This window comes from Paenibacillus sp. FSL M7-1414, from assembly GCF_038003195.1.
Classification (GTDB): domain Bacteria; phylum Bacillota; class Bacilli; order Paenibacillales; family Paenibacillaceae; genus Paenibacillus; species Paenibacillus amylolyticus.
This window is the reverse complement of the sequence record NZ_JBBOOS010000001.1, coordinates 3298829-3318930: the sequence shown is the minus strand read 5'-3', so window position 1 is coordinate 3318930 and position 20102 is coordinate 3298829. Positions and strand designations below refer to the sequence as shown.

The following is a 20102-nucleotide window of genomic DNA, read 5'->3' as shown; positions in this document are numbered from 1 at the left end:
CAGATCTCTTCATATATAAATTCACTGAATTATTGCATTATCCTACCTCTATCATCTACGAACCCGTTTCATCCGGAATGCTGGAAAACTAAAAAAACAAACAAAGCCGCATAACAGCGACTTTGTTTGTAGTTCATATACCATATATATGCATTCATCCGTTTAGTTTAGACAGCATCTCATCTAAGCTGCTTTTACAGTGGTTGCTTCGTCTGAATTCAATTGGATGGAACGCTGGCATATCAGGGTAACGACAAAAGCCAGCAAGGCAAGCATCACAGCAACTGGAGGCACCCACTGGACACCACCCATATTGACGGCAATTCCCCCGACACCAGAGCCTAACGCTATACCCACATTGGCCGCCACAGGCAGGAGTGTAGATGCAAATGCTTTGGACCCCGGCGCGATCGATCCTGACACATCAAACAAATATAACTGGGATGCCGCGCTCATGGAGGATGACAGACATCCAATCAGGAACAGGAATGCCAAGCCCATCCACACATTAGAAACGGTAAAACTCATGCCAAGGAACAGTATGGCTTGGATGACGAAAAGCCGCTTGAGCTTGGGCAGGAAGTCACCCTTGGCTATTTTGGCACCAATCCAGTTACTCAGGATGCTGCAGGCTCCATAGATCAGGAGTATGGCACTAATCCATTGTACTGGCACACCCATCGTCTCACTCAGGAGTGGCGTAATGTACGTAAAAACGACGAAAATACAGCTGTTTCCCAGTACAGGGATCAGACAGGCCAGCAATATCCGTGGTTTTAAAAAGAGAGACATCTGATCACTGAACGAACCTGCAATCGTTGTTGTTTGGCGTGGCAGAATACGGAACATGAACACCAGCGGCACAACACCTATGCATGCCGTAACAACAAACGTCATGGACCAGCTCAGATGTTGTCCGATAAAAGTACCGAGCGGAACACCCAGCACATTTGCGATTGAAAATCCGCCCAAAATCCAGGCGATAGCTTCCCCTCTTCGCTCCCGGTTCACTGCGTCGCTTACAATCGAGATCGAAAGTGATATCGTAAGTCCACAAGCAACGGCCGACACGATGCGAATGGCCATCAGAGAAGAGAACGTTGTTGAGAACACGGTCAATAGATTTAATGCTAACACGATTGCAAATCCAATCAATATGGAACTTCTTCTGGATATTTTGGCTAAGAAGGCCACAGCAAATGGTGTACCCACTGCGTATGCAATCGCAAAACCGGAGACAAGCATACCTGCGGCAGCAAGTGATACTTTCATGTAACTTTCAATTTCCTTCAACACACCCACGATGACATACTCGGTTGTTCCTAATACAAAGCTAACAAGCGTAAGCGTTAAAATAAGTAGGTTCTCTCTATTTCTAGTCATAAATCAATACTCACTAATCCTTTCTATTGTTGCAAGCGCTTCAATTCTGTCTACGATCATTAATTCATGTATTTTCTGCTTTCCCATCCCTTCACTTTCGATATATAGTACATTTTGGATAGTGAAATTGTACTGTCAGATATACCATGGCGACAATCAAGGTTGTTGTGGTTTTATTGCAAAACATTATATATGTTGTCATTTCAACACAGACTTTCATTACTGATTCTGAAGGGAAGACATAGATGAATACACACCACGAATCCGGCCAACGGCATCCAAATCGAGATTGCACCATTATTTATGTAGGCAAACTGGCCGACAATCCCCATTGGAGTTTTCCGACGCATAAACATGACGATCTGCATGAGATTATTTACGTAACTGAAGGCAAAGGATTGTTCACCATTGACGGTACCAAACACTGGGCTCAAAAAGGGGACATGCTCATATATAACAAGGGTACTCTTCACGAGGAGAAGTCCAATCCTGAATTCCCGTTATCCACCTTTTATTGCGGCTTTCGTTTTACAGAAGGCACCCAGACCCTTGAGGATTGGGTCATCCCTCCCTCTAACAATCCGATCATTCGAGCCAACCGATATTCCGATGAGCTCCATTCGTTAATGCAGACTCTCTTCAATGAATTTTCAATCCGGGAACATGGATACGAGTCGATCTCTGGGCATGTCCTGAAAGCAATACTTCTGATCATCGATCGGCAGTCCCGTCAACAGCTTCCTAGTGGGGAGACAGTTGAGAGCAATACCCTTGCTGAGAGCATTAAAGACTATTTGGATACCAACTATCGGCAAAACATTAAGCTCAAAGAATTGGCAGATCAATTTCATATCGATTTTTATTATTTAATTCATATGTATAAAAATCACTATGGCACTTCTCCTTATCATTACCTGATTCAACGAAGAATGGGTGAAGCCACCCGATTATTAGTCTCAACCAACAAAAAAATATGGGAAATTGCCAAACTGGTCGGTTATGATAACCCCAATTACTTTACGATTTTATTTACCAAAACGGTTGGTGAATCACCACGAAGTTTCCGAAAAAAGAATCAAAAGGATATGTTCGGGGATAAGGTGTCACATTCTTACTAATCTTACTACATGCAAAAAGGCGCTCCATTGGGGGAGCGCCTGGTGCTTTACATGTCTCTTTACATATTTCTTTACACATTTACTTACTTCTACTCTAAAGCTTAAAGCGGCGAACCAATTCTTGCATGTTCTCAGCTGTTTTGGAGAGCTGTGCAGATGATGCCGATATCTCCTGCATCGCCGCCATTTGTTCTTGGGCTGCTGCTGAAGTTGTCTGAGCACTATCAGCCGACACTTTAGAGATATGACTCATCGCGGCAACGGTAGCCGAGACTTCTTCCGTACTGGCTGACAACTGTTCTGAGACAGCGGAAATATCCTGAATTTGATCCACGATATGCGTTGTATATTGTTCAATGTTCGATATGGTTGCAGAAGCTTCTTGGCTGATCCGCATTCCTTCACCGACTTGATTACGAACTTTATCATTCATAAGAGACGTGGATTTGGCAATCAGATCGAGCATTTTACCAATGGTAGCGCCAATGTCGTCCGCACTTTGTTTGGATTGCATCGATAACGTGCGCACCTCACCAGCAACGACAGCAAAACCTTTTCCGTGTTCTCCTGCTCTTGATGCCTCAATAGAGGCATTCAGTGACAGAAGATTGGTTTGCCGAGAGATATCCGCAATCGCTTCATTCATTCGATTAGCTTCGGTGGAGAGACTGGACAGCTCATTAATCAATGCCGAGGTTTCTTCAACAGCTCCGAGAATGTGTTCCATTTGTTCTCCGACCTGGTTTATCGTTTTCCCACCGTTAGCAACAGCGCGCTCCGTCTCTTCAGCCGAATCCACAATCGCACTCGCAGATTCTGCAATTGAACTGATGCCTCTCGCCATCTCTTCTACGGCATTCGCGGTTTGTTCCGAATTCTCCGCCCCAACGATAGCTGATTCCGCAGTCTGTTGCATGGTTTCAGCCACATGTTGAACCGATTGGGTGGTTTGTTCTGTACTTTCCTGAATCATCTGGGAAGAGTGACTTAACAACGATGACGTCTGGTGAAGTTCAGCAACCACTGATTGAAGGGAGATGGTCATTTGGTCAAAATCATTTGCCAATATACCAAATTCGTTTTCGGTTTTAAGATTCACTCGTTCAGACAGATTCCCTTCGCTTACGCTGCGGGTTGCCTTTCGCAGTTTTTGCATAGGTACAATAAAAGATCTCAGAATGAAGAAAATAATTACACCGGCAATCAATACAGATATAACAATGACCGTTAGACTCGATATCATGATGGGTTTCGCTGCGGCGATAAAATCTTCATGGCCCATCAAAGCAATGACATTCCAACCCGTCAAAGCATTAACACCGTTATATACCTCCAGATCATACGCCAGATCCGTTCTAACAAATTGGGAAAATGCCATCGGTTCATCGGAACTTGAAGCCGTATTAGGATGGACTGGAATTCCCTCAATAAGTGCTCCGCCGAGCTCTCCTCCTCCACCTTTTGCAATCGCACCGGACCAAGCCGCAATCGTTCGATTGGAGTCAACCACAATCAGACTTCCATTGCCTCCTACATCAACATATGATAACGCTTTTGCTAATGGCTCCAGATCAAGTTTAATACTTGCTACACCTTGTTCATTTGACAGAGCTTTTGAAATCTCTACATAAATCTTCCCGGATACCGGATCTTTCATAATACTCGAAAAATAGAGTGATCCATTCTTACTTTCACCATTAGAATACCAATCTGTGCTGCGTGGATCATATGTTGCATCCTCAATTGCTGGAGAAGATATATTACTGCCTTGGTCGTTGCCTACGGTTATGGCAAGAATATCAGGATATGTATCAGCTAATTGGTCGATTCCTACTTGTACTGCTTCGTTGTTCGTCTGACTGGGGGTGGTGCCATACATACTGTCTATGTAACTCAATAATGCTGCTTTTTCCCCCACCAGATTGTTAATATGCTGCCCTGTCATGGTTAAAATGGTGTTGATGGGATCCGTCATTTTTTGTTGTACCTGATCTTTGGCACTATCATATGAGAAATAACCGATAAGTGCAGTCGGGATAATAAGTACCGCAAGGAAAGCTGCAATGAGTCGAGTGCTCATTAATCGTAAAACGGCTCCTCCTTTCTTATAAAATGACCTTTTTTCACTTTCCTTTTTCAAGTTCAATCTTCCTCTCTTTATTCATTTTTGGTAGAACTAATCGGCCAGTAAACGCAAAAAAACCCATATATATGCACACCCAAAGAAACTTTGAGCATGTATATACATAGGTATTGCCTGAATGAATTCAGTAACAAGCCGTATTTGTTTAGTATTATAACATAATTAAAAAGGGTTTGTTAACTATGATTGGGTCTTTATACCAGACATCTGTTGTTTATAATCCGTAGGACTTAGCCCCGTATACTCTTTGAACACCTTCGAGAAATAGTGCTGGTCGCTAAATGAAAGTAAATCGGAAACCTCCTTAAACTTCATGTCGGGTTGACTTTCCATCAGTCTGCAGGCCTCCTGAATGCGAAGCCGGGTGTAATACTGGACAAACGTAATTTGTGTTGCATTTTTGATCACTCTGCTGACGTACGACGGGCTAACGTGAAACTTCATGGCAATGTCGTTGATAGATAATTGAGAGTATTTATTTAGTTTTACGTAATCGTCAATCTGTTCAAACAGGATCGCCTTGCTTTTTCGAACGTGGGATTGCAGCATATCGAAGCACTGTCCCGTCCATTCCGCCAGTTCCCGGCAAAAATCGGCATAGGACTGTGCCTGGGCGAATTGTCTTGACCGAAGCTCCAGACCCAATCTTATGCCCGACCCCTGTTCCTCGTACAGATGAGCAAACGTGTCTACAATCAATCCAATAAACCGCTCCACCTCGGTCATATGTACATTTTCCTCTGCCCATCGATTCAGCAATTCGGATAACTTAAAAGCAAACCGTTCTTTCTGCCGAGCCTGTATCATCTGTACAAAAGCTGATTCCTGCAGCGGATCCAGACAGCCTGTCTCAGATCTGGCCATCGACACCGGATTCCCGGTATCCAACACTATTCCTTGTTTCAACCGTTGCTGCTCAGACAAAATGGACGACATTCGGTGATAGAGCTCCGGCAGATTACCAGACTCAGCGAATAGAAGTTGTCCTCCAATGATTGCATCGATGTCATGCGCAACCAAATGCCGTCGCATCGATTCAAGACATTCATGTACGGAAGAGTACACCTCAAGTGCACTCTTGTTGACAAAAGCGATAAATTGATATGAAGTTTGACTGGTGTAAACACGACAAGGATGGAATGCAAAAAAATCCTGCACTAAACCCTCAAGTTCCACCTGCACCCAACGTTCATGCCCTGCGGTAAAAGGCTGTCTGCTCATAATGATCATCATCTGGCTGAATAAAGGCGGAAAATGCTCCCCCTGTTTCGACGTAGTCTCACATTGGGGATGAATGATTTCCTGCAAATCCAGCAGTTCCTTGGACATCTGTTGATCAAGTTGGTCAATTACCCGACCCATGACTTCTTCAAGCGCCTCTCGCTCGACGGGTTTTAACAAATAGTCAAACACTTGCAGGTTCAATGCTTTTCTTGTGTATTCAAAATCGCTGTAACCGCTAATCAAGATGACCTTCAGATCCGGGTTGGCAATTTTGGCTTGCTCAATCAGGGACAGTCCGTCCATTTTCGGCATTCGTATATCGGTCAACAGCAGATCAATCGGTGACTGCTTTATCGCCGCCAAGGCTTTCTCGCCATTCGTTGCCGTAGCCGCTACACGAATCGGGAAGCTCAGCGTTTCCAAGAGCATTTTAATATTACGTAATATCGGTTTGCTATCCTCAACGATCATAACGTTATACATCGCCTATACCCCCTTGCTAGTAAAAATCTCTCGTCAGTGAGCCGATGATTTGAATCGTTGCTCCATGTTGCTCTTCCGCATGATTGTTAAATATATTAATAAAAAGCCGGTTGTTATACATTAGTTTGAGTCGATTGACACTATTGATAATCCCCATGTTACCAAGGGCTGTTCCACGATCAGCAGTCTGGTTCATTCCGGAACCCGATGCCTGAATATTGGCTAAAATCTCCTGGATCTTATCCGGTGGAAAGCCCTCTCCGTTATCTTTGATCTCCAAAGCCCATAATCCGTTATATTGCTTCACGGTAATCTGGATACGCCAAGGCGGCGTGGTGTTGGCAAAGGCATGTTCAATGCAGTTTTCCACAAACGGCTGAATGACCAACCGCGGCAATCGGATATCGTTCGCCAGCTCATCAGCACAGATGTCCCACTCCAGATCCTCTTCGTACTTTTGTTGTACAAGGGACAGATAATGTCTCGTATGTTGAAGCTCCTCAGCCAAAGTCACATGCGCGTATGGTGAAGAGACAATATAACGCAGACTGTCCGAAAGATGTTTGCACATATCCGATACAACTTTGGTCTTCCCCTCTTGGGCGGCAATACTGATCAGGTATAGAACATTATGAATAAAATGAGGTGCAATCTGGGCTTGCAGCGCCGAATTACGCGCCTTTACTTCTTCATGAAGCGCCGATTTTTCCCGGTCAATGGATTGTTGCAGCCTCTCCATCAGATCCTGAAAGGCTTCGTTAAGTAATAAGAGATCGTTATTCTTCGGCGTTTCATCCACTTTCAGATTCATATTGCTGTAGTTCATGCGCCAGATCTGACCGCGTAGCTTGCGGATAGGCAGCAGCAGGTTACGTGTCGACAGGAAGATATACACAAATGAAACCAGCATCAGTGCTGTAATCAGCAGAATGGACATCGTCTGAACCGAATGGATCGAGCCTAGAACAGATTTTTTGGGCGTTATGATATACGTGATCCAGCCTGTACTGGGTGAAGTGGAATGCGTGATATAATTGTCGTTTTTGTCCACATCCAGTCCCTCGTCTGATGCAGGCTTTGTCCAATTGGTAAATGTCACACCCGCTTCCGAACCTGTCATCTGCTCGCCTTGTTCATTCAGAATATAGACTTCGCCAGCGGTAATACCCTCTGTTAGGTTCTGTATATAGGCCTGTTCCATCTGGATGCTAAGATAACCGTACACCTTGCCGTTCTGATCATTGATCGTGCGCACAAATGAGATCGTATCGTCTTGACGCAGCAGAACAAAACCACTTTCCGTCCAATCTCGTCCGACCTGACTACTCTCCATCATGGTGTTCAGGATTGCGGGAGGATTACCCGAACCCAGATATGATGTCAGGAGAACCCCGTGATTGTCGTAGATGGACATGTCCTTGATATTCATGCTCGGCCCGATGGCCTGAAACATGATGTCTTTGATGATCCGAATTTGCTTCAGTCTTTCATAGTTACTATGAGCTGAGGAGCTCTTGTCCATGGCTACAAATATATTTTTGCTGGATAATATTCGCTGCGACATCTGGTTCTGTTGTTCTACGTATAGATCAACTTGCTCTCTTACCTTCGTAGCTGTAACGAGCGTATCCTGCTCTGTTTTCAGTTTGAGCGGGCGGACAACGATCACATTTACATACACGATAAAACAGCCCAGCACAAACAAAAGCAGAGCCAGAAATGTCAAAAACACCTTTGTCTGCAAACTGAATTGAGTTGCTTTATGTATGAGCTTTGCCATTCTCAGAGATGCCCTCCTGTTCTGACATGATGTGAAATCCCTTATATTCATGTCTACTCTATCACGGTATTTCATGAAATGATAGCGATTTCAAGTTCAGGATTTTACACATCAACGTTCAAGCACAGACATGTACCGGGGCGAGAAAAGAATCTATAATCGGACTTGTAAACGGATTCACTACACGTTTCAGAGGGGGATTTGCATTGAAAACAATAAAAAGAAAAAAGGTGTTTTCCATTATTCTGGCCAGTTTATTATCGGTCTCATTAACGGCTTGTGGATCAGGAGGTACGGATTCCGGCACAGCTGCTGGCGGGGACAGCAAGAGTGGCAAAGTCACATTGGAGCTGGCAATCTCTAAAAGTTCTCAGGACTCTGCTTTCATCCAGCAGGACATTCTTGATGCATTCGAAAAACAAACGAACATTCGTGTCAATTTGCAGCTGATTCCAGCGGAACAAACGACAACTGTACTGCAAACCAAACTGGCTGTAGATGAAACGCCTGACATTATTCAGTACAATCTGGCGAGCGCAGTCACAGACCTGAACCTTGAACGTAACTTCGAGATTCTGGATAACGAGCCTTGGGCAAGCAGAATTGTGAACAAAGACGTCCTCTCTTCTGGTGGTCATCTCTACAGCTTCCATGTCAGCCAAGATACGGGGATGCAAGGGGTCGTTTATAACAAACAAATCTTTGAAGAACTCGGGTTGTCGCTTCCAACCAACTACGAAGAATTCCTGGCGATCTGTGAAAAAATCAAAGCAAGTGGCATTACACCTGTATTTATGCCGTACAAAGATGCCTGGGCTGCCAACATCTGGCCTGCTGCAGCTTTTGCCGATTTTGTAGCCAAAAATGAACCGACGTTTTTTGATGACTTGAACAGCAACAAGAAAAAATGGTCTGATATCCCGGAATTCAAAACATTCCTGGAACAACAATATGAAATTTACACCAAAGGTTACACCAACACGGATGTGCTTAGCGACAGCTATGACATGGCCGTAGGTAAATTCCTGAACAAGGAAGTGGCCATGATGTTTATGGGCGATTGGTTAATTGAAGGCGTGGCCGAGCAAGATCCAAATATGGAACTGGGCGTATTCCCGATTCCATCGTCGGATAATGCCGGTCTGGGTGCAAGTCCACTGGGCGGACAACTGTTCATTCCGAAGAAATCCAAACATTTGGATGAAGCCAAACAGTTCCTAGACTATATCGCTTCCAAGGATGTCGCACAACAGATCGTCGATTCCAAAGGATACGTATCTAATTTCAGTGACGTTACTACACCGGAACTGCCAGCTTACAAACAGGATATTGTAGATAATTATATTACGCCGAAGAAAACTGTGCTGACAACGGATGCATACATGCTGGTTGATCGCAGCGAACTGTACCGATTATTGCAGGATCAATTTGCGGGTGGATTGTCACCGGAAGAAGTACTGAAATCCTGGGATGAGAAGTTCAGTCAGCTGATGCAGGATAAAGGCGTAGAAGGTTTCTAAAAAGTGAAATATAAGGCAGCATAACAGGATCGGTCGTTATGCTGCCTAGTTATAACGGAGTGTGAGACATGAAAAGGACTAAAAATCTGTACTCGTATTACATGATATTTCCCGCACTGATTATCTACTCCATCTTTTTTGTTGTGCCTGCTCTCGCCGCTTTCTATTATTCATTCACGGATTGGCGGCTGGATCGGCTGGAGCTGAAGTTCATCGGGTGGGATAATTTCCAGAAAATTTTCTCGGACAAAACGCTTATTCTGGCGCTGAAAAACACGGCGATATTTGCAATCGTCACTGTCGTTGGCAAAAACGTTATCGGCCTATTGCTGGCCGTAGGACTTAACATGCGATTAAGAACAAAGAACCTGCTACGCGCGATATTCTACTCCCCTTCTATTCTCAGCATCCTTGTGATCAGCATTCTGTTCACTCCCATGTTGCGTACCGAAGGTACAATCAACAATTTGTTGGAATCTGTAGGATTACATTCGTTAAGCCAAGCTTGGCTGACCAACCCATCGATTGTGATCTGGACGATTGCCATCGTCTCGATCTGGCAGAGTGCAGGGTTCCAGATGGCTATCTATCTGGCGGGCCTGCAGTCCATTTCTCAAGAGTATTACGAAGCAGCCAAGATTGATGGCGCAAGTTCGTGGAGAAGTTTTTTCAAGATCACATTACCACTCTTGCTGCCCGCGATTAACATTAACCTGATGCTGACATTGATCGGTGGACTCAAAGTATTCTCAGAAGTATATGTCATGACCGGTGGTGGCCCGGGTAACGCTTCCCAGGTCGTAGGTACGATCATTCTGCGATCTTTCGGCGAAGGCAACTGGGGACTTGGTACCGCGGTCAACACACTTCTCTTCGTGGTCGTTACCATTATTGCTATACCGCTATTGATCTTCATGCGGCGTAAGGAGGTTACGGAATAACATGGGCTATACACGCAAACTCGCCATCCGCAACTATATCGTGGAAGGTTTCCTGATTCTGGCCTCTCTTATCGTTCTGTTGCCACTTGTCATTCTGATCTTTGGTTCATTTAAAACCAGCGCCGAAGTGCTTAGCTTCTCCCTGAGTTTTCCGGAAACATGGCAGTTCTCGAACTATGTTCGTGTCTTCCAGGAAGGTGGTCTGTCGCGAGCGTTCTTCAACAGCATTTTGATTACTGGCGTATCTTCCATCATTAATATCGTTGCTTCTTCGGCAGCGGCATTCATTCTGGCACGTCGGGAAACCAAACTATCCGGCACGATCTACATGTATTTCTTCATGGGACTGATTGCGCCAATGTCGATTATTACGACCATACGTGTCGTACAGGGATTGGGATTCTACGGCAGCATCACAAGTGTCATCCTGATCTACGCCGCGTTAAATACAGCTTTCAGTGTATTCTTGTATAGTGGATTCATCAAAACCATTCCACGAGCGCTGGACGAAGTGGCATTTCTGGAAGGAGCAAGTGTGTTCGGGGTGTTCTTCCGCATCGTCACACCGCTCATCCTGCCCGTTAACGCAACGGTAGCCATCATGGTGTTCATGTCCGTCTGGAATGACATTACAATTCCGGTGTACTTCCTGACAGACAGTTCCACATGGACGATGCCACTGTCGATCTACAATTTCTACGGCAAATATAGCCGGGACTGGAACCTGATCTTCGCCAATCTCGTGCTTACTTCCCTGCCTGTATTCATCCTGTATCTATTCGGGCAAAAATATATTGTCAGCGGCCTTACTGCCGGTGCAGTTAAAGGTTAAACCTCATATTCTCACCGTTCTTGAAGGAATGGAATTAGAGAATTCATGACAGACTTAACCCCCACCAGATCTGGCGGGGGTTGTTTTATTTATAGCGAGAAATGTATCTACACCTCTCTATTTTTGAAACAATTGCGGGTAAAGGGCAGCAACACCACCAGCAAGACCCTGTTGTACATTCCGACTAGTATCATCAGCAATAATTTCGTAGAGATCCGCTTCAATGGAATCTATTGCAATTTTGGCAATATCCGTTGGGCTCGTTTTTGGTGCATCGATACCTGCCGTCATATCCGTATCCATGAACGCCACGTGCAATCCGGCAACGCTAACGTTCTTAGGGGCTAATTCGAGACGTAATGCATTCGTAATTCCCCACTGAGCGGACTTTGCAGCTGAATATGCTCCTGAATTACCAAGGCTGAGCCAAGATAGAGCAGACAGGATATTCAGTATCGAACCTCCCCCATTCTTCTCTATTACCGGTGCAAACGCACGAATCATTGAAAGCGTACCGAATACATGTGTATTGAATTCCAAGTGAATATCGTTCAGCTCACCCGTGAGCAGAGAAGCACCCGTAGCGGAACCGGCATTATTGATTAGAAGGGTTACATCACTAGCTATCTCAGCTGCAGCCATGACAGATTGTGGATCCGTAATATCGAGTTGCAGTGGAATAGCCCCGGGCAGATCAATGGATTCAGGGTTTCGTGCCCCAGCATACACTTTGGTTCCCCTCGCCAGCAGTTCAAGAGCAAGCTCCTTGCCCAACCCTCGATTAGCCCCACTTACAATAGCAACTTGTTTGGAAATATTCATTTATTATTACTCCCTCTCATTGAGAATGTATTCATTTTCGAGTTGTTATGGGAATGATCATTCTCATAATCTCTAATAACAATCTATCACATCGGGAACGATCAGTAAAGAATAACTTTTATGATTCATGTCTTTAATAAAAGAAGATGCCCGATAACCTTTGAAATAAGGCTCCGAGCATCTTTCTGTGGTCCTTCATTTAAGATGGATTTACTTTACTTATGAATTACGTTCTTATGTCATACAGATTCGCAGGGAACGCCTGCACAAATGGTGACCAGTCACTCACTGTATATAGATGAAGTCGGTGCATGGCCCGTGTGCATGCCGTATACAGAAGCTTGCGATCATATTCCTGGCTGTAAGCAACGGGTGAAGCATCATAGACCAGGACAGCATCGAACTCAACGCCTTTGGCGAGATACACAGGAATAACCATGATTCCTTTTTCGAAAATCTGTGTGTCCTTTGTTATGAGCTGCAACCCTTCGCCGCCTTGACTTTGCAACCTTTCATAGGCGTCACGGCTTTCAGCCGCGGTTTTCGTAATCACAGCGATGGAATCAAACCCCTCCGCCTTAAGCGCGGCGATGTCTGCGAGAATCTGCGCACCACGCAGTTTTTCGTCCTTCAATCCTGTTAAAAGAGGCTTCTGATCTCCCCTTTCAAACGGTCTAATCTCTTCTCCCCCTGGTAACATCTGTCTCGTGAATTCAACAATCTCTTTGGTTGAACGATAACTGCGTACGAGCCGTATCAATGTAGTTTCGCCTGCTCCGTAAAGGTGAACCAGTGGCGAGTTGGGTGCTGCCAAATCCGTAGCCTGCATAAAGATGGCTTGCCCGAAATCCCCCAGCACCGTCATGCGGGCACGAGGAAACAGTTTCTTGAGATATTCGTATTGAAACGCCGAATAATCCTGGCCTTCATCGACAAAGACATAACGAATCTCTGTGTTCGTCCGTACGCCTTCGATCATCTCTTTTACATATAAATACGGAGTAGCATCCTCATGGAACAGCTTGTTCTGAAGGATCATGGTCTTGGTCTGTTTACAGATCTCAGGCCAGTGCTGTGGGGGGATTGCCCCATTCGTTTGTTCCCGATAAGCGGCTTCATCTACAAATAGTTGTTCGTATATACCTTTCACATCCACGAACTGGAATTTCCGCACACTCTTTCTTAACGGTTTAAACATGTCTTTCACCAGTTTCTGACGAAGCAGCTCCTCTTCTCGCACTGCAAAGTTAAAGGCACCCTCATCTTGCACTGTGCTGTCATTACCGTTATCTCGTGCTGCGTATTTTTCCGCTACATCGAACACAGGCTTTTCTTTGTGCAACATGCGGAAAGCTTCCACATACTCATCCGTGTCCAGATAATTCAACTCCTCCAGAACCCAGTCTGCTTCCCGTTCCAGACGTTCCAGCGAAACAAGTTCTCTCAGCAGCCATTCCTGCAAAAGAAGTATACGGTTGGACAAGGTAAGATTCTGATCCAAACTGTAAAATTGGGTCTTGATTTGGTCTGAACTGATGAATTCACGTCCCCGAAATTGAATGCCGTTAAACCGCATCCCCTCTCTTCCTAACCACTTACCGTAGTTTTGGAGCACTTGCAGGAATGTCTCGGAAGCTTTGTACTTGATCGCCTCCATACGAGCTTCATATCCCGGATCATTCTGAGCTGTCAGCACATATTCAATCTGATCAAAGGCATCCTCTGGTCGGATGGAGGAATCCAGCCAATAATTCAGATATTCCTGGAAAGTCGTCTGCTGCATATTCTCTTCCCCAAGTTCCGGGAGCACAGTCGAGATATAACTGGTAAACATCGGATTCGGCGAGAAAAGTACAATCTGATCTGCTTTAACTGTCTGGCGGTGTTTATATAGTAAGTAAGCGACTCGCTGTAACGCAGCCGACGTCTTACCACTGCCAGCTGCCCCCTGAACGATAAGCATTCGGCTTCGGTCATCACGGATGATGGCGTTTTGTTCCTTCTGGATAGTTGCTACAATACTCTTCATTTGTGAGTCTGCTCCCCTGGCGAGCACTTGCTGCAACAGTTCGTCACCAATCGTCTCAGTTGAATCAAACATGCTATGAAGCTGCCCATGTTGAATCTGGAATTGACGCTTGAGCTCCATCTTTCCGTCGATTCGTCCTGAAGGTGTGTCATAACTTGCTGGCCCGGGAGAGTGATCATAGTACAGACTTGCAATTGGCGTACGCCAGTCATAGATTAGAAAGTTCAATCCATCTTCATCCATGAAGGATGATACACCGATGTAGATCTGTTCAGTCAATGTCATGCCTTTTTCCTTATAGTCGAAACGGCCAAAATACGGCGTTGGAAGCAGTCTCTTTGTATTTTTCCATTGTTGTGTTAACAGCTTGTGCCCGCGCTCCCTCTCCGCCAACACTCTCGACTGCTGATTAATGGTATAGAATGCATCTTCAAAATCCGTGTACGAACCGGTATTAATCGTCACTTCTTCCCAGAACCGTTTACGAATTTCGGCAGCCTGTTCATGCAGTCCGGCAACCTTCGGTTCTAACTCGTCGAGTCGTGCCTGAAGTTTGTTCCTCACCTGCACTAGTCTTTCCTCTTCCAACTTCCATTCCACTTTTTTATCCATGAATGAGTCCACTCCCTTTTCCATTTATTAGGACCAAAAAAAGAGCATTGACAAATCGGAATGTCGGATGTAAAATTAAATTAGGATAAATAATGATTCACCCTTTACATTCAATATAAATGTCAAGTGCGCTATAGATTATATCATGGCTTTTTTTCACGTTCAATGCTTTTTTTGTTCTGTCTGAGTTGAACAATAATTTATATTATATAAGGTGTCCCTCGAGCTACACTGGGGCATCTTTTTTTGTGTCCTGGGCATGGTCATACCCTGAATGCGCTGTAAGCTATACACCCCTTTATAAATTCGATAAAATGAACGAAACATGAAACATGAGTTGATGCTTTTGGGAGGGATACATAAACATGAATATAGAACCTGTGGAGGACCGGTGTCCTGTTGAGTTTGCAGTCAATATGATTGGTGGGAAATGGAAGTTATTAATTATAAATCGTCTCATCCGCCATTCAACAATTCGATTCAATGAATTACAGAAAATGCTTGACCCCATTACGCATCGCACATTAACCAGGCAATTACGAGAACTTGAAGAAGCTGGTTTGATAAACCGTGTTACCCACCCTGTAGTTCCGCCTAAAGTCGAATATTCCCTTACAGAAAAAGGACAAAGCCTGACTTCGATCTTGTTTCAGTTAGGTGATTGGGGATCGAAACATATGTAAAACGCCTTCCCATAGTATCCCAAGGGATACTTTATATCATTAATGTGCGTACTTACGCTCCTATTCTAAATCCGTTATGCTGAGGTCAATGCTGAGTGTTAACTCATTCATTCCAATCACATATTGAAAGGAAGTTATTGACCACTATGACACAGAATGATCGATTTTTAGTATATGGGGCATCGGGCTCCCAAGGCGGCGCTGTCGCTCAATTACTCGTTCAACACGGTTGTGAGGTTCGCACGATTACTCGAAATGAGGCAACAGCCAACACACTGAAGGAACAAAACATTGAAGCTTTCATCGGGGATCTATCAGATGTGGAACAGCTCCATACGGCGCATGAAGGTGTAAGTAAAGTCTTCCTGAACCTGCCGGTGGAGTTCAATCCGGATAAGATCAGACAATATACCAAAAATGCAATTGATGCTGCTATACAGGCAAACGTTAAATTGATTGTAGTTAACACAGGTACCTATGTTCCTGACCCTATCACCCATTCCAAAGGAATTGAATTGAAACGTGAAGTTATCCACGAATTGCAGCAAAGTGGTCTTCCATATATCATTGTGGAACCCATTGTATACTTGGAAAACTTCCTGATTCCCGGAATACTGAACAATGGCGTTTTGGCCTACCCGGTACCAGCAGACAAGCCGATCTCCTGGATTAGCTTAAACGATGCAGCTCAATTCCACTATTATGCCTTGACTCATTCGGAATTGGCAGGAAGCATTATCCCAGCACCCGGATTAGAAGCCCTGACAGGTACACAATTAGCGGAACAATTCAGTGCTGTATTAGGTGAAAAGATCAGCTTCATGTCTCTACCTTTTGATCATTTTGAAGCAGCGATTCAGCCTTTGTTGGGAAGTGAGACAGCAGCAGGTCTTAAAGGATTGTACCAATGGATTGATGGGCATACAGATCTTCTTCCACGGTATGAAGAGTTAGATGATAATATCAAAGCCAATCTTAAATTAACCAAAATAAGCGATTGGATTCATCAAACAATGATTAAATAATATTTTATGAACAAGCCATTTGAATCTCCAACGGAGAAACGAGTGGTTTGTTCTTTTTATATGAGAACTTTAATGGGCTCAACTGATTCAAATTCAGAGATTCTGATAGGATTAGGCAAAACTTTGATAGAAATGTGGTACAGGTTGTTCCCTTCGTTATGACATAATAATGTGTATATAGATCACCCTACAGGTGGCAATAATAAACATTAGAAAGGATTTGAACATGACATGGAATATACTAAACTTGGTAATACAGGCTTGGACGTATCTCGATTTTGCCTAGGATGTATGGGATTTGGGGATGCCAGTAAATGGGTTCATGAATGGGTACTGAATGAAGAAAATTCTCGCCCGGTGATAAAGAAAGCGCTGGATCTAGGCATTAATTTCTTCGATACAGCTAATGTATACTCTCTGGGTACAAGCGAGGAATACCTTGGTCGGGCATTAAAGGATTATGCCAATCGTGATGAGGTTGTCATTGCAACCAAAGTACACGGACAAATGCATCAAGGACCCAACGGTTCTGGTCTTTCCAGAAAAGCCATCCTGAGTGAGATTGATAAAAGCCTGAAACGATTGGAAACCGATTATGTGGATCTCTATATCATTCATCGTTGGGACTACAATACGCCTATTGAAGAAACCATGGAAGCCTTACATGATGTGGTGAAGTCCGGTAAAGTGAGATATATTGGCGCTTCGGCCATGTTTGCATGGCAGTTCCAAAAAGCATTACATGTAGCAGAGAAAAATGGTTGGACCAAGTTTGTCTCCATGCAAAACCACCTGAATCTCATCTACCGTGAAGAGGAACGAGAAATGTTGCCTTTATGCAAGGAAGAAAAGATTGGTGTGACTCCCTACAGTCCTCTTGCTTCAGGCAGGTTAACCCGTGACTGGTCCGTATCAACACTTCGATCCGAGACAGACAAAATTCAGAAATCCAAGTACAATGCGACAAGTGATGCGGATCGGCTTGTTGTTGAACGAGTTGCATCCATTGCAGAAAAATACGGTGTCCCTCGCACACACATTGCACTTGCCTGGTTGCTGCAAAAAGACACTGTAGCGGCACCAATTATCGGTGCCACCAAAATATCGCATCTGGAAGATGCGGTAGGTGCTCTATCTGTTAAGTTGACCTCAGAAGACGTCTCATTCCTTGAAGAACCCTATGTACCTCACCCTGTAGTAGGTGCTCAATAATCGTTTTTGCTTAAAATATAGAAGACCTCCTCTTTCCGTATCCGGAAGTTGGGGGTCTTCTTTTTATATCGCGATTTATTTGCGCCAGAATGTTGAACATTCTGCCTTATCCGCTATATTGAACTCAATCATTCTCTCAAGTAACGAAAAATCAATCTCCTGTTTCCACTTCATCCGCACCAACTCTTTGGTGTGATCATAACCCGCCTGTGTGATCTCTTCCGAAAAACGATTAATTCCTGCCTTCTCGGGAGCAACAGCCAAGTGTTGCTTGGATACACTAAAGCCAATAATAAAGGTCTCATGGTCGGTAAACATCGGTTGATTCCAGGCTATTTTTTGTTTTAAATTCGGGAAGTTTTCAGTGACCCAGTTCAAAACTTCTTCCGTTCGTGCCTGGTGTTCCGGGTTATCGATGCGTGCTATAAATTCTGCAAAGGTCTCCATTAGTTTCCCCCTATAACAAGAAATCTACTACTTATATTGTCCAATTCAATCTTATTCTATCATGAATATCAAATTCAAAAACCCTTATCTGCCGATAACTCAACAAAAAATGAGCAGCCTGCTAGACTTTAAATGTTTTCCTTTATCCAAGATCGCAACTTATCCGCATAGAGAGCGCGTTCATCTGGATCGGACTGCGAACCATTTGTCAGATAAAGTTGATCGTTCACGTATCTGGGGTAAACATGGAGATGATAATGCCAGACGTCTTGATTGCCAGCAGGTTCATTATGTTGCCGTGTCGAAATCCCATCACATCCATATGTACTTTTCATTGCAAATGCTGTAAGCTGAGCCGCGCGGTGAATTTCAACAGCGTAATCCGCAGGGAGTTCAAAGATATTCTCGAAATGTTGATTCGGAACAATAAGAACATGTCCTTTATTGTTTGGCCACCATTTGCCCGCTATAAATGCCGTTACCATTTCATTCTGATAGATGATATCCCTTTGTTTTGTTCCCTGATCAGGTCGCTCGATACCCCAAATACGACAAAATGGACATTCGTAACCTTCCGGCTGATGTGAAAATGATACTGTCATCTTTCTCATACCGCTCCTTTCATATTTTTCCAACTAGGTTATTAGACGCAGGTATCTTCTGTTCGTTGCGATAAGAGCGCAGGTTTTAGTACGATCAGCAATTAACAGGCTGAAAAGCAAAAAGCAGCTGACCTTGGCGGCAGCTGCTTTTTTTCTATCTTTAACTATCATTATTGCACACTTCACAATTACATGGTGCCGATATCAATAACAAAGCGATATTTCACGTCGGAAGCCAGTACACGTTTGTATGCTTCGTCAATCTGGTCAGCGGAGATAACCTCAATGTTAGGCGCAATATTATGTTCTGCACAGAAATCAAGCATTTCCTGCGTCTCACGGATGCCACCAATCATGGAACCTGCGAATGAACGGCGATGGCCGATAAGAGAAAATACGTTTACGGCTAGTGGCTCAGCAGGAGCACCCACGTTCACGAGTGTGCCATCCAGTGTGAGCAGTGAGAAATAAGCGTTAATGTCAATATTCGCACTTACTGTGTTGATCATCAGATCAAATGTGCCTGCAAGTTTCTCGAATGTTTCCGGTTCGCTTGTGGCAAAGTAGTGATCTGCACCAAATTGCAGTCCATCTTCTTTTTTGCTCAAGGATTGGGAGAGAACCGTTACTTCCGCACCCATCGCATGTGCAATTTTGACAGCCATATGACCTAGACCACCCATACCTACAACAGCAACCTTCTTACCTGGGCCAGCTCCCCAGTGATGAAGTGGTGAATACGTCGTAATACCGGCACACAGCAAAGGTGCAGCAGCATCAAGTGCAATGTTATCAGGGATGCGAACGACGAAATCCTCTACGACAACAATATGAGTTGAATATCCACCTTGCGTAGGCTCACCGTATTTGTCTACTCCAGCGTAAGTTTGAATATTTCCTTTGAGACAGTATTGCTCTTCACCTTTGCGACAGTTAACACATTCACCACAAGAGTCCACCATACATCCGACCCCTACTCGGTCACCGACCTTGTATTTGGAGACTCCGGTTCCTACATCGGTTACAATCCCGGCAATCTCGTGTCCAGGAACGAGTGGATAATTCACAGGGCCCCATTCACCGTGGGCAGTATGGATGTCAGAATGGCAGATACCGGCATATTTAATCTCGATTAATACATCATTGGTATCCAGATCACGTCGTTTGATTTCAGCACTTCTGAATTGTTGGTCTGGTCCGTCAACGGCTCTGGCTTTAGCTATAATCAATGATATAACCTCCTAGT

Annotated in this window: 16 protein-coding genes; 7 read left to right on the top strand and 9 right to left on the bottom strand. The window is 44.3% G+C overall.

Annotated elements, in window-relative coordinates; translation table 11 throughout:
* Positions 1-183: 183 nt before the first annotated feature.
* Positions 184-1383, bottom strand: coding sequence for an MFS transporter (locus MHH92_RS14470; protein ID WP_340904527.1), 1200 nt, complete (start codon positions 1381-1383; stop codon positions 184-186).
* Positions 1384-1628: 245 nt separating this feature from the next.
* On the opposite strand from MHH92_RS14470, the gene MHH92_RS14465 reads away from it, so the two are divergent.
* Positions 1629-2501 carry an AraC family transcriptional regulator gene (locus MHH92_RS14465; RefSeq protein ID WP_340904525.1) on the top strand — a complete coding sequence of 291 codons (873 nt, stop codon included), beginning with the start codon at positions 1629-1631 and terminating at the stop codon, positions 2499-2501.
* A 94-nt stretch (positions 2502-2595) separates the two neighbouring features.
* Here the strand turns inward: MHH92_RS14465 and MHH92_RS14460 are convergent, their stop codons facing one another.
* From MHH92_RS14460 to MHH92_RS14450, 3 genes are all read right to left on the bottom strand, one after another.
* Positions 2596-4581 (bottom strand): methyl-accepting chemotaxis protein, encoded by a 1986-nt coding sequence (locus MHH92_RS14460; protein WP_340904523.1) that lies wholly within the window; start codon positions 4579-4581, stop codon positions 2596-2598.
* A gap of 243 nt (positions 4582-4824) precedes the next feature.
* Positions 4825-6351, bottom strand: coding sequence for a response regulator (locus MHH92_RS14455; RefSeq protein WP_076253013.1), 1527 nt, complete (start codon positions 6349-6351; stop codon positions 4825-4827).
* Between the two features lie 16 nt (positions 6352-6367).
* Entirely contained in the window at positions 6368-8131 is a 1764-nt protein-coding gene (locus MHH92_RS14450; RefSeq protein WP_076253012.1) for a sensor histidine kinase, read from the bottom strand.
* 206 nt (positions 8132-8337) lie between these two features.
* Here MHH92_RS14450 and MHH92_RS14445 point away from each other — a divergent pair, with 206 nt between their 5' ends.
* From MHH92_RS14445 to MHH92_RS14435, 3 genes are all read left to right on the top strand, one after another.
* The gene (locus MHH92_RS14445; protein WP_340904521.1) at positions 8338-9651 is read left to right on the top strand and encodes an ABC transporter substrate-binding protein; all 1314 of its coding nucleotides are present in this window, start codon (positions 8338-8340) and stop codon (positions 9649-9651) included.
* Between the two features lie 68 nt (positions 9652-9719).
* The gene (locus MHH92_RS14440) at positions 9720-10592 is read left to right on the top strand and encodes a carbohydrate ABC transporter permease (protein ID WP_036670879.1); all 873 of its coding nucleotides are present in this window, start codon (positions 9720-9722) and stop codon (positions 10590-10592) included.
* A gap of 1 nt (position 10593) precedes the next feature.
* Entirely contained in the window at positions 10594-11424 is an 831-nt protein-coding gene (locus MHH92_RS14435) for a carbohydrate ABC transporter permease (protein ID WP_017688542.1), read from the top strand.
* Between the two features lie 117 nt (positions 11425-11541).
* On the opposite strand, the gene MHH92_RS14430 is transcribed toward MHH92_RS14435, so the two are convergent.
* Entirely contained in the window at positions 11542-12246 is a 705-nt protein-coding gene (locus MHH92_RS14430; protein WP_047842912.1) for an SDR family oxidoreductase, read from the bottom strand.
* Between the two features lie 226 nt (positions 12247-12472).
* On the bottom strand, positions 12473-14887 hold the full coding sequence (gene helD, locus MHH92_RS14425) for an RNA polymerase recycling motor HelD (protein WP_036670875.1): 2415 nt from the start codon (positions 14885-14887) through the stop codon (positions 12473-12475).
* 365 nt (positions 14888-15252) lie between these two features.
* Between helD and MHH92_RS14420 the strand changes: the two genes are divergently transcribed.
* The 3 genes from MHH92_RS14420 to MHH92_RS14410 all read left to right on the top strand — a co-directional run bounded on the left by MHH92_RS14420 (position 15253) and on the right by MHH92_RS14410 (position 17807).
* The gene (locus tag MHH92_RS14420) at positions 15253-15570 is read left to right on the top strand and encodes a winged helix-turn-helix transcriptional regulator (RefSeq protein ID WP_017688544.1); all 318 of its coding nucleotides are present in this window, start codon (positions 15253-15255) and stop codon (positions 15568-15570) included.
* Between the two features lie 146 nt (positions 15571-15716).
* The gene (locus tag MHH92_RS14415) at positions 15717-16595 is read left to right on the top strand and encodes an SDR family oxidoreductase (protein ID WP_074095023.1); all 879 of its coding nucleotides are present in this window, start codon (positions 15717-15719) and stop codon (positions 16593-16595) included.
* 231 nt (positions 16596-16826) lie between these two features.
* On the top strand, positions 16827-17807 hold the full coding sequence (locus MHH92_RS14410) for an aldo/keto reductase (RefSeq protein ID WP_036608033.1): 981 nt from the start codon (positions 16827-16829) through the stop codon (positions 17805-17807).
* Between the two features lie 75 nt (positions 17808-17882).
* Here the strand turns inward: MHH92_RS14410 and MHH92_RS14405 are convergent, their stop codons facing one another.
* The 3 genes from MHH92_RS14405 to MHH92_RS14395 all read right to left on the bottom strand — a co-directional run bounded on the left by MHH92_RS14405 (position 17883) and on the right by MHH92_RS14395 (position 20085).
* Positions 17883-18254, bottom strand: coding sequence for an iron chaperone (locus tag MHH92_RS14405; protein ID WP_036670872.1), 372 nt, complete (start codon positions 18252-18254; stop codon positions 17883-17885).
* Positions 18255-18382: 128 nt separating this feature from the next.
* Positions 18383-18856 carry an HIT family protein gene (locus MHH92_RS14400; protein WP_340904512.1) on the bottom strand — a complete coding sequence of 158 codons (474 nt, stop codon included), beginning with the start codon at positions 18854-18856 and terminating at the stop codon, positions 18383-18385.
* Positions 18857-19044: 188 nt separating this feature from the next.
* Entirely contained in the window at positions 19045-20085 is a 1041-nt protein-coding gene (locus tag MHH92_RS14395; protein WP_076249360.1) for an NAD(P)-dependent alcohol dehydrogenase, read from the bottom strand.
* Positions 20086-20102 lie beyond the last annotated feature (17 nt).

What these genes read in the sequence shown, in the direction of transcription:
- MHH92_RS14435 (WP_017688542.1), top strand. Translation starts at nt 10,594, where the DNA reads ATGGGCTATACACGCAAACTCGCCATCCGCAACTATATCGTGGAAGGT.
- MHH92_RS14420 (WP_017688544.1), top strand. Translation starts at nt 15,253, where the DNA reads ATGAATATAGAACCTGTGGAGGACCGGTGTCCTGTTGAGTTTGCAGTC.
- MHH92_RS14410 (WP_036608033.1), top strand. Translation starts at nt 16,827, where the DNA reads ATGGAATATACTAAACTTGGTAATACAGGCTTGGACGTATCTCGATTT.
- MHH92_RS14460 (WP_340904523.1), bottom strand. Translation starts at nt 4,581, where the DNA reads ATGAGCACTCGACTCATTGCAGCTTTCCTTGCGGTACTTATTATCCCG.
- MHH92_RS14440 (WP_036670879.1), top strand. Translation starts at nt 9,720, where the DNA reads ATGAAAAGGACTAAAAATCTGTACTCGTATTACATGATATTTCCCGCA.
- MHH92_RS14470 (WP_340904527.1), bottom strand. Translation starts at nt 1,383, where the DNA reads ATGACTAGAAATAGAGAGAACCTACTTATTTTAACGCTTACGCTTGTT.
- MHH92_RS14430 (WP_047842912.1), bottom strand. Translation starts at nt 12,246, where the DNA reads ATGAATATTTCCAAACAAGTTGCTATTGTAAGTGGGGCTAATCGAGGG.
- helD (WP_036670875.1), bottom strand. Translation starts at nt 14,887, where the DNA reads ATGGATAAAAAAGTGGAATGGAAGTTGGAAGAGGAAAGACTAGTGCAG.
- MHH92_RS14450 (WP_076253012.1), bottom strand. Translation starts at nt 8,131, where the DNA reads ATGGCAAAGCTCATACATAAAGCAACTCAATTCAGTTTGCAGACAAAG.
- MHH92_RS14465 (WP_340904525.1), top strand. Translation starts at nt 1,629, where the DNA reads ATGAATACACACCACGAATCCGGCCAACGGCATCCAAATCGAGATTGC.
- MHH92_RS14405 (WP_036670872.1), bottom strand. Translation starts at nt 18,254, where the DNA reads ATGGAGACCTTTGCAGAATTTATAGCACGCATCGATAACCCGGAACAC.
- MHH92_RS14400 (WP_340904512.1), bottom strand. Translation starts at nt 18,856, where the DNA reads ATGACAGTATCATTTTCACATCAGCCGGAAGGTTACGAATGTCCATTT.
- MHH92_RS14415 (WP_074095023.1), top strand. Translation starts at nt 15,717, where the DNA reads ATGACACAGAATGATCGATTTTTAGTATATGGGGCATCGGGCTCCCAA.
- MHH92_RS14455 (WP_076253013.1), bottom strand. Translation starts at nt 6,351, where the DNA reads ATGTATAACGTTATGATCGTTGAGGATAGCAAACCGATATTACGTAAT.